At 69.8% G+C, this 11,982-nt stretch carries 11 protein-coding genes; 7 read left to right on the top strand and 4 right to left on the bottom strand.

Translation table 11 applies throughout. The features are described from left to right. The first annotated feature begins 5 nt into the window (after positions 1-5). Both AB6807_RS14350 and AB6807_RS14345 read left to right on the top strand, forming a co-directional pair. Positions 6-788 carry a citryl-CoA lyase gene (locus AB6807_RS14350; RefSeq protein ID WP_371085098.1) on the top strand — a complete coding sequence of 261 codons (783 nt, stop codon included), beginning with the start codon at positions 6-8 and terminating at the stop codon, positions 786-788. 72 nt (positions 789-860) lie between these two features. Continuing rightward, complete coding sequence (locus tag AB6807_RS14345; protein ID WP_371085097.1) at positions 861-1,859, top strand: GlxA family transcriptional regulator; 999 nt, start codon at positions 861-863, stop codon at positions 1,857-1,859. A gap of 33 nt (positions 1,860-1,892) precedes the next feature. On the opposite strand, the gene AB6807_RS14340 is transcribed toward AB6807_RS14345, so the two are convergent. The 4 genes from AB6807_RS14340 to AB6807_RS14325 form a co-directional block, all read right to left on the bottom strand. Beyond that, positions 1,893-3,104, bottom strand: coding sequence for an amino acid aminotransferase (locus tag AB6807_RS14340; protein WP_371085096.1), 1,212 nt, complete (start codon positions 3,102-3,104; stop codon positions 1,893-1,895). A gap of 32 nt (positions 3,105-3,136) precedes the next feature. Next, entirely contained in the window at positions 3,137-4,138 is a 1,002-nt protein-coding gene (locus AB6807_RS14335; protein WP_371085095.1) for a tripartite tricarboxylate transporter substrate-binding protein, read from the bottom strand. A gap of 37 nt (positions 4,139-4,175) precedes the next feature. Beyond that, positions 4,176-4,844 (bottom strand): DJ-1/PfpI family protein, encoded by a 669-nt coding sequence (locus AB6807_RS14330; RefSeq protein WP_286515117.1) that lies wholly within the window; start codon positions 4,842-4,844, stop codon positions 4,176-4,178. Between the two features lie 125 nt (positions 4,845-4,969). Next, a complete protein-coding gene (locus tag AB6807_RS14325) occupies positions 4,970-5,857 on the bottom strand; it encodes a LysR family transcriptional regulator (protein WP_371085094.1) in 888 nt (295 codons plus the stop codon). A 138-nt stretch (positions 5,858-5,995) separates the two neighbouring features. On the opposite strand from AB6807_RS14325, the gene AB6807_RS14320 reads away from it, so the two are divergent. Genes AB6807_RS14320 through AB6807_RS14300 form a run of 5 tightly spaced genes read left to right on the top strand, consistent with a single transcriptional unit; the run spans position 5,996 to position 11,974 of the window. Beyond that, a complete protein-coding gene (locus tag AB6807_RS14320) occupies positions 5,996-7,189 on the top strand; it encodes a PLP-dependent aspartate aminotransferase family protein (protein ID WP_371085093.1) in 1,194 nt (397 codons plus the stop codon). Between the two features lie 25 nt (positions 7,190-7,214). Then, on the top strand, positions 7,215-8,405 hold the full coding sequence (locus AB6807_RS14315) for a M20 aminoacylase family protein (RefSeq protein ID WP_371085092.1): 1,191 nt from the start codon (positions 7,215-7,217) through the stop codon (positions 8,403-8,405). A 10-nt stretch (positions 8,406-8,415) separates the two neighbouring features. Further along, complete coding sequence (locus tag AB6807_RS14310; protein ID WP_371085091.1) at positions 8,416-10,026, top strand: ABC transporter substrate-binding protein; 1,611 nt, start codon at positions 8,416-8,418, stop codon at positions 10,024-10,026. An 8-nt stretch (positions 10,027-10,034) separates the two neighbouring features. Further along, a complete protein-coding gene (locus AB6807_RS14305) occupies positions 10,035-11,012 on the top strand; it encodes an ABC transporter permease (RefSeq protein WP_371085090.1) in 978 nt (325 codons plus the stop codon). Further along, positions 11,009-11,974 (top strand): ABC transporter permease, encoded by a 966-nt coding sequence (locus AB6807_RS14300; protein ID WP_371085089.1) that lies wholly within the window; start codon positions 11,009-11,011, stop codon positions 11,972-11,974. The genes AB6807_RS14305 and AB6807_RS14300 overlap by 4 nt, the downstream gene beginning before the upstream one ends. Positions 11,975-11,982 lie beyond the last annotated feature (8 nt).

The raw sequence follows: 11,982 nt of genomic DNA, 5'->3' as shown, positions 1-11,982 counted from the left end.
ACCCCATGCCCATCAAGACCGACATCGGCTACACCACGCCCGACACCATCTGGGTGCGCGGGCGCAACCTGTCCACCGAGCTCATCGGCAAGCTCGACTTCGTGGAAATGATCTGGCTCCTGACCTTCGGGCGCACGCCCGAGCCGCGCGAGAAGAACATGGTCAACCTGCTGCTGGTGACGGCGGCCGACCACGGCCTCACGCCCAGCGCCATCACCGCGCGGCTCACCTGGCTGGGCGCGCCCGAGTCGCTGCAGGGCGCCGTGGCGGCCGGCCTGCTGGGCGCGGGCAACAACTTTCTGGGCACGGTGCAGAACGTCAGCGAGCTCCTGCTGCGCGAAGCCGCGCCGCTGGCCGACGACGCCAGCGATGCCGACGTGCGCGAGCGCGCGACGCAGGTGGTGCGCGAGCACCGCGCGGCGCGCAAGTCCATTCCCGGCATCGGCCACCCCATTCATGTGAACGGCGACCCGCGCGTGCCGACGCTCATGGCCGTCTCGAAGGACAACGGCTACTTCGGCCGCCACTGGCGCCTGGCACTGGCCATTGCCGACGTGCTGCGCGAAGACCACGGCCGCAACCTGCCGCTGAACGCGGCCGGCGCCAACGGCGCCGTGCTGGCCGACATGGGCCTGGACCCGTTGCTGGGCCGCGGGCTCGCGCTGATCGGGCGCGCGGCCGGGCTTGTGGCGCATGTGTACGAAGAGCGCTCGTCGCCGACCGGGCAGCAGGTGTGGGACCTGGTGCTGCGGCAGGACGAGCGCAACGTGCTGCCGGCGTCGCGCTGACAGGCGGGCGCAGACTGAGTGCCGCGCAGGGACGAGGCGCAAACCCGGCCCAACTGAGGCACAGTCTGTGCCATGCATCCCATCTGGTTCCTCGTCTTCGACCGCTTCCAGCTGCTGGACGTCAGCGGTCCCCTGCAGGTGTTCTCCAGCGCGAACGAAGAGCTGGTGCTCTCGGGCCGCGAGCCGCTGTACCAGACCTCCATCCACGCATTGCAGGCGGGGCCGGTGCGAAGCTCCAGCGGTGTAGAGCTGGTCGCGGGCGCGCTGCCGCGCAGGCTCTCGCGCGACATCGCTTCGGTGCTGGTGCCCGGCGGCCCCGGCATCTGGCGGCCGGGCTTGCCGACGCCCGATGCACTGCAGGCACAGCGGCTCGACGCGCTGATTGCCTGGGTGCGGCGGGCCGCGCCGCGCTTCTCGCGCATCGCGTCGGTGTGCACCGGCGCATTCGTGCTGGCGCGCGCGGGGCTGCTCGAAGGCGGCAGCGCGGTCACGCACTGGGCGGTGTGCGACCAGCTGGCCAAGGAGCACCCGGGCGTCGATGTGCAGCGCGACGCCATCTACTCGCGCCAGGGCCGCGTGTGGACCTCGGCCGGCGTCACCGCGGGCATCGACATGGCGCTGGGCATGGTCGAGGCCGACGTGGGCCGCGAGATTGCGATGAGCGTGGCCAAGAAGCTGGTGGTGTTCTACAAGCGGCCCGGCGGGCAGTCGCAGTTCAGCAGCGCGCTGCTGGCGCAGACGGCCGACGACGCGCGCATCGACACCCTGCACACCTGGATGGGCGCGCGGCTGCACAAGGCGCTGTCGGTCGCCGACATGGCCGAGCAACTGGCCATGACGCCGCGCACCTTCGCGCGCTTCTACCAGCAGCACGCCGGCATCACGCCCGCGCTGGCCGTGGCGCGCATGCGGCTCGAAAAAGCCTGCCAGCTGGTGGAAACCAGCCGCCAGAGCCTGAAGTCGATCGCGCAGCAATGCGGCTTCAATTCCGAAGAGGTGCTGCGCCGCGCGTTCGTGCGGCACCTGCACGTGTCGCCCACCGAATACCGCGAGCGCTTCGCGGCGCGTTGATCAGGCGCCTGCACGCATTGCCGGTTTCCTCACCTAGCGCAGCACCTGGCGCATCACCTCGCCGATGGCGCGGGCCACGGCATCGACGTTGCGGTGGTTGAGCCCGGCCACGCACATGCGGCCCGACATCAGCAGGTACACGCCGTGGTCTTCCCGCAGCCGCGTGACCTGCGCGGCCGACAGCCCCGTGTAGGTGAACATGCCCCGCTGCACGAGGTAGCGCGACAGCGTGGCACCGCCCGGCAAGTCCTGCCGCTGCAGCGCCGCATGGATCGCGCCGCGCATGGCCTGGATGCGCGTGCGCATGGCGGCCAGCTCGCGCTCCCACAGCGCGCGCAACGCGGCCGACGACAACACCGCAGCCACCACGGTCGCGCCGTGCGTGGGCGGGTTGCTGTAGTTGGCGCGCACGGTGCCGGTGAGCTGGCCCAGCATGCGCTCGGCCTCGGCCTTCGACGCGCACACGATGCTCAGCGAGCCGACGCGCTCGCCGTACAGCGAGAAGTTCTTCGACAGCGAACTCGCGACCAGGCAGGCCACGCCCGCATCGGCCAGCACCCGGGGCGCGAAGGCGTCTTCGTCGAGCCCGTCGCCGAAGCCCTGGTAGGCCATGTCGACGAACGCGATCAGGCCGCGCTCGCGCATCAGCGCGGCAACGGTGCGCCATTGCGCCTGCGTGAGGTCCACGCCCGTGGGGTTGTGGCAGCAGGCATGCAGCAGCACGATGCTGCGCGCAGGCAGCCCGCCGATGGCGTCGCACATGGCATCGAAGCGCAGGCCGCCGGTGGCCTTGTCGCAGTACGGGTAGGTGCCGACGCTGAAGCCCGCGGCCTCGAACACGACGCGGTGGTTCTCCCAGCTCGGGTCGCTGACCCACACGCCCGCGCCCGGAAAGTGCTTCTTCAGGAAGTCAGCGCCGACGCGCAAGGCGCCCGAGCCCCCGAGCGACTGGATCGTGGCGATGCGGCCTTCGGCGCGGGCCGCGTGGCCGGGGCCGAAGACCAGCGCCTGCAGCGCGTCGCGGTACGCCGCGAGCCCCGCCATCGGCAGGTAGGAGCGTGCACCGGCGCGCGACTGCAGCTCGGCCTCGGCCTGCGCCACGGCGGCCATCAGCGGCAGCGTGCCGCTGTCGTCCAGGTACACGCCGATGCCGAGGTTGGTCTTGCCGGGCCGGGTGTCGTTCTGGAAGTCTTCGTTCAGCCCGAGGATGGGGTCGCCCGCGTGGGCACCGATGTGGTCGAACATGGCGGCAATCACTTTCGGTGGCCTTGGCAGTTTCAGTGCGGCACGAAGCCGCTTTCGTTCATCAGCGTGGACAGCACGGCCGACGCCTGCACCAGCCGCTGCTGCTGCTCGGCCGGCGTCATGGGCGCGGGCGTCATCACGTAGCTCTTGAACTTGGCGACCACCTCGGGGTTGGCCAGCACGCGGTTCAGCGCCGTGTTGTAGCGCGCGACCAGCGCGTCGGGCATGGCCGCGGGGGCGTAGATGCCCAGCAGGTCGGTGGTGTTGTCCAGCCCGGCCAGGCCGGCCTCGGCGAACGACGGCACGCCGGGCAGCAGCGGCGTGGTGCGCGTGACCGCGAGAATGCGCAGCGTGCCGGCCTGGTGGTACTGCTGGAAGTCAGAGATGCTCGACACGCCGGCCGCGAGCTGCCCCGCCAGCAGGTCCTGCACCATGGGCGGCGCGCCGCGGTACGACGCGGCCACCGTGTCGGCCTTGAAGGTGCGCGACACCTTCGCCGCCACGAACTCGGGCGAGCTGGCCGGCGCGGGCACGCCGATGGACGACTCGCTCTGGTGCGCCGCGAACCACGCGCCCAGCTCCTTCAGCGTGTGCGCGTGGGTCTTCGGGTTGACCGCGAGCGCGAGCTCGAAGGTGGCCACGCCGCCCACGGTGCGAAAGTCTTTCGCCGTGGCGAAGCCCGGGTTTTTTACCGTGAGCGGCACCGTGACCACCGTGTGCGTGTTGCTCAGGAAGAGCACCGAGCCGTCGGCCGGCGCGGCCTTCAGCGCCTGCGCGGCAATCTGCCCGCCCGCACCGGGCTTGTTGTCGACCACCACCGGGTGGCCCAGCTCGGTGCTGAGCTTTTCCGCGACGATGCGCGCGGCGGTGTCCGCCGGACCGCCTGGCGTGTAGCCGACCAGCAGCCGGATGGGGCCGCTGCCCTGCGCCTGCGCGGTCAGGCCGACCAGCGACAGCGACAGGCCCAGCGACAGGCCCATCAGCCATGTGCGCAAGGCACGCCAGGGACGATGCGAAGAGATGCGTTGAAACATGGAGACCTCGAATGAAAGTGCCGGTGACCGAAAAGGCTCAACGCGCGCGCCGCGCCGCGAGCAAGGCCCGGCGCTGCTCGACGATGGGGCGCAACCTTTCGCGCATGGCCTCCACCAGCGCGGCCGGCGCCTTGTGCGGCGTGCCGCTGTCGAACGGCGGTTGCGGGTCGTATTCGGCGAAGAGCTGCACGCCGCGTGCCACGTCGTCGCTGCTGGCCAGGGCAATTGCCTTCAGCGCGCAGTCGATGCCCGAGGTCATGCCCGCGCCGGTGATGCGGTTGCGGTCGACCACCACGCGCTCGTCCACCGCGATGGCGCCGACCTGCGCCAGCAGCTCGTGCGAGCCCCAGTGGCAGGTGGCCTTGTAGCCTTCGAGCAGGCCGGCCGCGCCCAGCACCAGCGGGCCGGTGCAGATGCCCACGATCCAGGTGGCGCCGCGCGCCTGCTGCGCGAGAAACGACAGCGTCTGCTCGTCCTGCAGCAGCGCCGCGATGCCGGGGCCGCCCGGCACCACGATCATGTCGAGCTGGCCGCAGCTTTCATAGGAGGCGGTGGCGCGAAACTCCCAGCCCAGCTCGGTCTTGAGCGGCTCGGTGTGCTTCCACACCAGGTTCAGCGTGGCGCCGGGAATGCGCACCAGCAGGTCGGCCGGCGCCACGTAGTCGATGGCGGTGATGTCGGGAAAAACAAGCATGCCGATGTTCATGGCGCGGCTCTCGGGGGGTTGCGATGAGGGCCAGTCTAGGAACGACGGCGTTGTCCGCGAAGACAGAATGCCCACGATTCCTGCCACGGCGGCGTTGCTGAACGCAGGCCCCGCCGCCAGCGTTGCTACCCGCCGATCATTCGGCTTTGCAGCAGCTCACGCAGCAGCGGCAAGGCCGGCGCCTCGGCACGGTTGGCCAGGGTGAACAGGCCGAAGCGCGACACGCTGCGTCGCGCCGGCTTCACCGGCAACTCGATCAGTTCCGGCGCGGCGTTGCGGATGCCGTTCAAGATCGTGTCGGTCTCGCGCACCATCCTCATCAGGCTTTCGAAGTCGTTGCATTGCGCGGCCAGGCATTCGTCGGGGTGCGCGGTGGGTCCGTAGGCTTCGATCATCGAACGGGCGATCTCGTCGTCGAGCAAGGTCGAGGCGATGGGGTATTGGTTGATTTCCTCGAAGCTCAGCGTGCCGCGCACGCGCGTAAGCGGATGGCCGGGCCGGCACATGAAGGCGCCGCGCATCTCGACGATCGAGCTCACGTTGAGATCGGTCGCCGGCTTCACGGAGCGCACCTCTACGACCAAAGCATCGAGCGTGCGGTTGCGCAGGCCGCGCACCAGCTGTTCCGAATCGCCGTGCGAGCACGACACGCGCAGCGACGACCCCTGCGCGGCAGCCAGCTTCAGGATGGGCGTCATCAGCAGCATGGCCGGGGTCGAGCCCAGGCCCACGCGCAACGAACCGGCGCGCCCTTCGGTCAGGCGGCGTCCGCAGGCCACCAGTTCGTCGGCGTCGATGATGAGCTTGCGCGCGCGCTGCACGATCTCGCGGCCGAACGCGGTGACTTCGCTGCGGTGGCCGACGCGGTCGAACAGCGGCTGGCCCAGCTCTTCTTCCAACGCCTGGATGCTGCGGCTCAAGGCCGGCTGCGTGACGAAGGCCTCGCGCGCGGAGTGCGTGAAGGAGCCGGTGGCGGCAAGGGAAATGAGGTGCCGAAGCTGGACCAGGGTCATGGTGCGCATCCAATCAAATGATGACTTCAATTCATCATATTCCATACAACAATGCATTGGACTTTGCTTTGAACGCGCCCTAGATTCGCCTTCAGGGCTGCAGCGATCTCCGCCGCCAGCGAACCACGAAGTCCACGAATGAACAGCACGCGCCCGCGCCGCACCGCGCCCCATCGGCTGGAAACCCTCGCCGTTCACGCCGGCCGCGGCATCGACCAGGGCACGGGTGCGGTGGCCCCGCCGATCCAGCTGTCGACCACCTTCGAGCGCGACGCGGACGGCGGCTACCCACGCGGCTTCATGTACGGGCGCAACCGCAACCCCGGGCGCGCCGCGCTAGAGGAAGCGGTGGCCGTGCTCGACGGGGGCGCGGCCTGCGCAGCCTTCAGCTCGGGCGTGGCCGCGGCCACCGCGGTGTTCCAGGGCCTGCAGCCCGGCGACCACGTGGTGGCGCCGCTGCACGGCTACTACGGCACGGTCAACGTGCTGCAGCGCATCTTCGCGAAGTGGGGCGTGCAGGCCTCGTTCGTCGACATGAGCTCGCTCGACGCCGTGCGCGATGCCTTCAACGAGCACACGCGCATGGTGTGGATCGAAACGCCGTCGAACCCGCTGCTGCATTGCATCGACATCGCGGCGGTGGCCGAGCTGGCCCATGCGCGCGGCGCCCGCGTGGTGGCCGACAACACCTTCGCCAGCCCGGTGGTGCAGCAGCCGCTGCGCCTGGGGTGCGACATGGTCACCTACTCCACCACCAAGTACCTGGGCGGCCACAGCGACGTGCTGGGCGGCGTGGTGGTCTCGCGCGAGAACGACGCGCACTTCGAGGCCGTGCGCGCCGCGCAGGTCTACGGAGGCAGTGTGCTGGCGCCGTTCGACTGCTGGCTGCTGATGCGCTCGCTGCCCACCCTGCCGCTGCGCATGCGCGCGCACTGCGCCAACGCGCAGCGCGTGGCCGAGTTCCTGGCGCAGCGGCCCGACGTGACCGCCGTGCACTACCCCGGCCTGCCCGGCCATGCCACGCACGCCGTCGCCGCGGCACAGATGACGGGCTTCGGCGGCATGCTTTCCTTCGAGGTCGAAGGCGGCAAGCCGGCCGCGCTGGCGCTCGCGGCGCGGCTCGCGCTGTTCACGCGCGCCACCAGCTTCGGCGGCGTCGAAAGCCTCGTCGAGCATCACGCTTCCATCGCCGGCCCGCACAGCACGGTGCCGCAAGGCCTGCTGCGGCTGTCGGTGGGCCTGGAACACGCCGACGACCTGGTGGCCGACCTGGCGCAGGCGCTGGACGCCAATCGCGCAGGCACTGGCACCGACAACGGCATCGACAACTGACCCCCTCACTCAACCCAGGAGCCCCATGGACACGGTACTTTCAGGCGTTCGCGCCATCGAACGCGAAATGGTCGCGATCAGGCACAAGATCCACGCCAACCCCGAGCTCTCGTTGAAGGAGCACGCCACCAGCGACCTGGTCGCGCAAACGCTGGCCTCCTACGGCTACGAGGTGCATCGCGGCCTGGCCGGCACCGGCGTGGTGGGCACGCTCACCTGCGGCAGCGGCACGCGCCGCCTGGGCCTGCGCGCCGACATGGACGCGCTGCCCATCCACGAGAACACCGGCCTGGACTACACCAGCCGGAACCCGGGCGTGATGCACGCCTGCGGCCACGACGGCCACACGGCCATCCTGCTGACCGCCGCGCGCCACCTGGCGGCCACGCGCAATTTCGACGGCACGCTGCATCTCATCTTCCAGCCCGCCGAAGAGCGCGACTGCGGCGCCGAGATCATGGTCAAGGCCGGGCTGTTCGAAATGTTCCCCTGCGACATGGTGTTCGCGCTGCACAACGCGCCCGGCGAACGGCTGGGCACCTTCGGCTTCCTGACGGGCACCTTCATGGCGTCGGCGGACACGGTGCGCATCACGGTGCGCGGCAAGGGTGGCCATGGTGCCAAACCGCACGACGCGACCGACCCCGTGGTGGCGGCGGCGCACGTGGTGCTGGCGCTGCAGACCATCGTCTCGCGCAACACCGACCCGCGCGACACCGCCATCATCACGGTGGGCGCCATCCATGGCGGCGAAGCCTCGAACGTGATTCCCGAGGAAGTGAAGCTCACGGTGTCGGTGCGTGCCTTCACCCCGGCCATCCGCGACTGGCTGCGCACCCGCATCCCCGAGGTGGTGAAGGCCCAGGCCATCGCGATGCAGTGCGTGGCCGAGGTCGACTACGGGTTCGGCTGCCCCGCCACCATCAACGACGCGGCCGCCACCGAGTTCGCACGCGAAGTGGCAGTGGAGTGGTTCGGCAAGGAAAGCCTGATCCCGAACATGCGCCCCAGCACCGGCAGCGAAGACTTTTCCTTCATGCTCGAAGCGGTGCCCGGCGCATACTTCTACATGGGCAACGGCACGGGTGACCACCACAGCACCGGCGGCTGCATGGTGCACAACCCGGGCTACGACTTCAACGATGCGCTGCTGCCCATCGCGGCCAGCTACTGGGTCCGACTGACAGAGCGCTACCTGCGCGCCAACGCCTCCTGAGGAACACGCCATGAAGCGCTTCGTTCGTGCCAATTCGCGCCGGGGCCTTCTGGCCGCGGCACTGCTCGGGGCGCTGGCCGGCCCGCTGTGCGCACAGACGCTCACCGTCGGCCTGAAGGGCGAGCCGATGTCGCTGGACCCGGCGTTTCGCGCCATCACCACCGACATGGTGGTGGCGCGCCACATCTTCGAGCCGCTGGTCACCTCCGATGCGGACATGAAGCTCAAGCCCGCGCTGGCCACCGAATGGAAGCTCGTCGAGCCCACTGCGTGGGTGTTCAAGCTGCGCCCCGGCGTGAAGTTTTCCGACGGCACGCCCTTCACCGCCGACGACGTGGTGTTCTCCTTCGAGCGCGCGCTCAAGGTGCCCAACAGCCCCTCGCCCATGTCGATCTTCGCGCGCGGCATCCAGCGCGTGAAGGCCGTCGACCCGCTCACCGTGCGCATCGAGACCGACGCGCCCAACCCCAGCCTGCCGCGCGCGCTGGAGCGGCTGATGATCATGTCGAAGAAAAGCGCCTCGGGCCCTGCGCCCGAAGGCAAGACCACGGCACAGCTGAACGGCGGCGACGGCCTGGTCGGCACCGGCCCCTTCGTGTATGTCTCGTGGACCCGCGGCGCGGAGATAGCCCTGGCGCGCAACCCGCTCTACTGGGGCGAGCCCGTGCACTGGCAGAAGGTGGTGCTGCGCTTCGTGACCAACCCGGCCGCGCGCATCAGCGCCTTGCTGTCGGGCGGCATCGACATCATCGAAGACCCCACGCCCGACGACCTGCCCCGGCTGCTGAAGGATCCGCAGGTGAAGGTGTCCAGCGCGCCCACCACGCGGCTGGTGTACATCGGCCTGGACACCGCCGCGCCCAAGTTCGCGGGCCTCGACGCCAATCCGCTGAAAGACGTGCGCGTGCGCCGCGCGCTGGCGCTGGCCATCGACCGCAAGGTGCTCGGCGAACGCATCATGGAAGACGTGGGCCTGCCCACCGCCGGCACCATCGCGCCCATGATGGAAGGCGGCAGCGCCGCCGCCAGGCTGCCCGCGGCCGACGTCGCGGGCGCGAAGAAGCTGCTGCAGGAGGCCGGCTACCCCAACGGCTTCACGATGACGCTGGGCGCGCCGAACGGCCGCTACATCAACGACGCCAAGGTCGCGCAGGCCGTGGCCTCCATGTGGGGCCGCGCGGGCGTGAAGGTGTCGCTGGACACGCCCACCACCGCCATTTTCTTCAAGAACCTCGTGGCCTACGACTATCCGAGCCACATCACGGGCTGGGCCGACCTGGTGTCGACCGACCGCATGCGCGCCCTGTTCGCCACCCGCGGCGGCAAGCCCAGCGACGGCGCCACCAACTACGAGCGCTACAGCAACCGCGAACTCGACGCGCTCATCGAGCGCGCATCGTCCACGCTCGACGAAGCCGAGCGCATCGCGCTGGTGCGCAAGATCGAGAAGACCGCCGTGGAAGACGACGTGGCCGTGATCCCGCTGCACTTCGAGAAGACGGCCATGGCCATGCGCAAGGGGCTGAGCTACGCCACGCGGGCCGACCAGATCTACATGTCGCAGTACGTGCGCGCCGCCGGCGCGGCCGTGGCCGAGCGCGGCACCGACCGCAGCAAGTAGGACCGGGCATGCCGGGCTTCGTCTTCGCGCGGCTGATGCAGGCCGCCATCGTGCTGCTGGCGGTGTCGGCGCTCGTGTTCGTGGGGGTGTACGTCATCGGCAACCCGGTGGACGTGATGATCAACCCGCTGGCCACGCAGGCCGAGAAGCTGGCCGTGGCGCAGTCGCTGGGGCTGGACCAGCCGGTGTGGGTGCAATACGGCCGCTTCCTGGCCGGTGCGCTGCATGCGGATTTCGGCCGCAGCTTCCTGGCCGGGCAACCCGCGATGCAGCTCATCTTCCAGCGCGTGCCCGCCACGCTGGAGCTGGCGGTCACGGCCATCCTGGTCGCCACGCTCGTCGGCGTGCCGCTGGGGCTCTACGCGGCGGTGAAGCCCGGCGCGTGGATCTCGCGCGCGGGCATGGGGTTTTCGATCGTGGGGCTGAGCCTGCCGTCGTTCTGGATCGCCATCGTGCTGATCATGGTGCTGGCCGTGTGGGCCGGCGTGCTGCCCTCGTCGGGGCGCGGCGACACGCGCATGGTGCTGGGCATTCCGTGGAGCTTCCTGACGCTCGACGGCCTCGCGCACATCGTGCTGCCTTCGCTCACGCTGGCGTTGCCCAAGATCGCGCTGCTGGCGCGGCTCACGCGCGCGGCGGCCATGGAAATCGTCGGCAGCGAATACATGCAGTTCGCGCGCGCCAAGGGGCTGCGCCGCTCGCGCATCGTGGGCGTGCACATGCTGCGCAACCTCCTGGTGCCGCTGGTGACGGTGATCGGCATGGAGTTCGGCCGGCTGGCGGCGTTCTCGGTCATCACCGAATCGATCTTCGCGTGGCCCGGCGCGGGCAAGCTGCTGATCGACTCCATCGTGCAGCTCGACCGCCCCGTGGTCGTGGCCTATGTGATGGTGGTGGTGTCGTTCCTGGTGGTGCTGAACCTGGTGCTCGACCTGCTGTACGGCGTGCTCGACCCGCGCATTCGTTTGAAGGCAAGTGCCGCATGACCAAGCTCCCGCCGCCGGAGGCCTCTTCAGCCTTGCCGGCTCCACCTGCCGTGCCTGCAGCTCCCGCCCTGCCTAAGAGAACGCCGCCCCAGGGCCGATGGCGCAGCACCTTCGAACGCCTGTTCGAAAGCCGCGTCACCGTGTGCGCGAGCATGGTGCTGGCGCTCATCGTCCTGGCCGCGCTGCTGGCGCCGTGGATCGCACCGCAGAACCCCTACGACCTTGCGAGCCTCGACATCCTCGACTCCAAGCTGGCGCCAGGCAGCCTCTCGGGGGACGGCCGCATGCGCTACTGGCTGGGCACCGACGAGCAGGGGCGCGACATGCTCTCGGCCATTCTGTTCGGCCTGCGCATCAGCCTCTACGTGGGCGTGCTCGCCACGCTGGGCGCGCTGGTCATCGGCACGCTGATGGGGCTGCTCGCGGCCTTTTCGCGCGGCTGGGTCGACGCGCTCATCATGCGCATCGTCGACATCCAGCTGGCGCTGCCCGGCGTGCTCATCGCGCTGGTGCTGCTGGCCATTCTCGGCAAGGGCGTGGACAAGGTGGTCATCGCGCTCATCGTCGGCGGCTGGGCCTACTTCGCGCGCGCCGCGCGGGCCGCGGCCATGGTGGAGCGCGACAAGGAGTACATGGAGGCGGCCGTGTGCCTGGGCTTCGGCCGCGCGCGCCGTTTGCTGCGCCACCTGCTGCCCAACTGCATGCCGCCGCTGATCGTGATTGCCACCATCGAATTCGCCGAGGCGATCGCGGCCGAGGCGGCGCTGTCGTTCCTGGGCGTGGGCGTGCCGGTGAGCGAGCCGTCGCTGGGCATGCTCACGGCCAACGGCTTCGACTACCTCATGTCGGGGCGCTACTGGCTCAGCCTGTTCCCGGGCCTGGCGCTGGCCATTGCCATCCTGGCCTTCAACATCGTGGGCGACAGGTTCCGCCAGATCGTCAATCCGAGGGGCGAACGATGAACGCATCC

Origin of the sequence: Variovorax sp. RCC_210 (assembly GCF_041355175.1) — a bacterium.
In the GTDB taxonomy this organism is placed as follows: Bacteria; Pseudomonadota; Gammaproteobacteria; order Burkholderiales; family Burkholderiaceae_C; genus Variovorax.
Note: the sequence above shows the minus strand (reverse complement) of the source record. Positions and strands in the feature narration are given on the sequence as shown.

Excerpts from the sequence above, each read along its gene's own strand:
- AB6807_RS14350 (WP_371085098.1), top strand. The coding sequence starts at position 6 with ATGCCCATCAAGACCGACATCGGCTACACCACGCCCGACACCATCTGG.
- AB6807_RS14345 (WP_371085097.1), top strand. The coding sequence starts at position 861 with ATGCATCCCATCTGGTTCCTCGTCTTCGACCGCTTCCAGCTGCTGGAC.
- AB6807_RS14340 (WP_371085096.1), bottom strand. The coding sequence starts at position 3,104 with ATGTTCGACCACATCGGTGCCCACGCGGGCGACCCCATCCTCGGGCTG.
- AB6807_RS14335 (WP_371085095.1), bottom strand. The coding sequence starts at position 4,138 with ATGTTTCAACGCATCTCTTCGCATCGTCCCTGGCGTGCCTTGCGCACA.
- AB6807_RS14330 (WP_286515117.1), bottom strand. The coding sequence starts at position 4,844 with ATGAACATCGGCATGCTTGTTTTTCCCGACATCACCGCCATCGACTAC.
- AB6807_RS14325 (WP_371085094.1), bottom strand. The coding sequence starts at position 5,857 with ATGACCCTGGTCCAGCTTCGGCACCTCATTTCCCTTGCCGCCACCGGC.
- AB6807_RS14320 (WP_371085093.1), top strand. The coding sequence starts at position 5,996 with ATGAACAGCACGCGCCCGCGCCGCACCGCGCCCCATCGGCTGGAAACC.
- AB6807_RS14315 (WP_371085092.1), top strand. The coding sequence starts at position 7,215 with ATGGACACGGTACTTTCAGGCGTTCGCGCCATCGAACGCGAAATGGTC.
- AB6807_RS14310 (WP_371085091.1), top strand. The coding sequence starts at position 8,416 with ATGAAGCGCTTCGTTCGTGCCAATTCGCGCCGGGGCCTTCTGGCCGCG.
- AB6807_RS14305 (WP_371085090.1), top strand. The coding sequence starts at position 10,035 with ATGCCGGGCTTCGTCTTCGCGCGGCTGATGCAGGCCGCCATCGTGCTG.
- AB6807_RS14300 (WP_371085089.1), top strand. The coding sequence starts at position 11,009 with ATGACCAAGCTCCCGCCGCCGGAGGCCTCTTCAGCCTTGCCGGCTCCA.